The following is a 1,615-nucleotide window of genomic DNA, read 5'->3' as shown; positions in this document are numbered from 1 at the left end:
CTGATTCCGCTCGAACTGCGCCAACGCGCGCGCGTGCTGGAACTCGCGACGCTGATCGCGTGCGACATCCATCCGGTCAACAACCTGCGCGTGCTGCGTTATCTCGACAGCGAACTGAAGGTCACGCCGCAGCAGAAGACCGCGTGGTATCGGCACTGGATCGCGGAAGGGATGGCCGGCGTCGAGCGGCTGCTCGCGCGCGCGGACGAGGGCCCGTGGTGCTTCGGCGACACGCCGACGCTGGCCGACGTGTGCCTCGTGCCGCAGGTCGCGAATGCGTTGCGAATGGATTGCGACCTGAGTGCCTATCCGCGCAGCCTCGCGGTGTTTGAACACGCGCGGCACGAGCCGGCGTTCGACGCGGCACAGCCGCAGCGACAACCGGATTACGTCGCGTAACACAAAGCAGGAGACAGACATGGGCGAGACAAAACACAACGGCCGGCGCGTGCTGGTAATCGGCGGCGGCATCGGCGGGCTTGCGACGGCGCTCGCGCTCGCGCGCCAGGGCATTCGCGTGAAGCTGCTCGAACAGGCAGACCAGATCGGCGAGATCGGCGCGGGTATCCAGCTCGCGGCGAATGCATTCAACGCGCTCGACGCGCTGGGTGTCGGCGAGGCCGCGCGCAGCCGGGCGGTGTTCACCGACTGGTTGCAACTGATGGATGCGGTCGATGCGCGCGAGGTTGCGCGTATCGATACGGGCGCCGCGTACCGCGAGCGCTTCGGCAATCCGTATGCGGTGATTCATCGCGCGGACATTCACCTGTCGATCTACGAGGCGGTCAAGGATCATCCGCTGATCGAATTCCGGACGAGCACGCAAGTGTGCAGCTTCGAGCAGGACGGCAACGGCGTGACCGTGACCGACCAGCACGGCGAACGTTATCGCGCCGATGCGGTGATCGGCTGCGACGGCGTGAAATCCGCGATCCGTCATGCGCTGATCGGCGACGTGCATCGCGTGACGGGCCACGTCGTGTATCGCGCGGTGGTCGACGTCGACAACATGCCGCAGGATCTGCAGATCAATGCGCCGGTCGTGTGGGCTGGCCCGCATTGCCATCTCGTCCACTATCCGCTGCGCGGCGGGCGGCAGTACAACCTCGTCGTCACGTTCCACAGCCGCGAACAGGAAACCTGGGGCGTGCGCGAGGGGAGCAAGGAGGAAGTGCTGTCGTACTTCGACGGCATCCATCCGCTGCCGAAGCAGATGCTCGACCGGCCGACGTCGTGGAAGCGCTGGGCGACCGCCGATCGCGATCCGGTCGAACGCTGGAGCGAGGGCCGCGCGACGGTACTCGGCGACGCCGCGCATCCGATGACGCAATACATCGCGCAGGGCGCGTGCCAGGCGCTCGAGGATGCGGTGACGCTCGGCGCGGCCGTGGCACAGACCGACGGCGATTTCGAAGCGGCGTTCGCGCTGTACGAGCGCGTGCGGATTCCGCGCACCGCGCGCGTGCTGTATTCGGCGCGCGAGATGGGGCGGATCTATCACGCGAAGGGCGTCGAGCGGCAGGTGCGCAACGGGCTCTGGGTCGGCCGCACGCAGGCGCAGTTCTACGACGCGCTCGACTGGCTGCACGGCTGGCGCGCGGAGGATTGCCTGAAG

General features: G+C 67.2%; 2 protein-coding genes. Both read left to right on the top strand.

The window, feature by feature from the left end:
• Nucleotides 1-399, top strand: a 399-nt coding sequence (locus G3N93_RS39890) for a glutathione S-transferase C-terminal domain-containing protein (protein ID WP_206135508.1), incomplete at its 5' end; no start/stop codon positions are given.
• Between the two features lie 19 nt (nt 400-418).
• On the top strand, nt 419-1,615 hold a 1,197-nt coding region (locus G3N93_RS39885; RefSeq protein ID WP_206135507.1), incomplete at its 3' end, for a 3-hydroxybenzoate 6-monooxygenase.

This window comes from Burkholderia sp. Se-20378, assembly GCF_017104665.1.
In the GTDB taxonomy this organism is placed as follows: domain Bacteria; phylum Pseudomonadota; class Gammaproteobacteria; order Burkholderiales; family Burkholderiaceae; genus Burkholderia; species Burkholderia lata.
The sequence above is the reverse complement of the archived record's forward strand: the minus strand, read 5'-3'. Positions and strand labels throughout refer to the sequence as shown.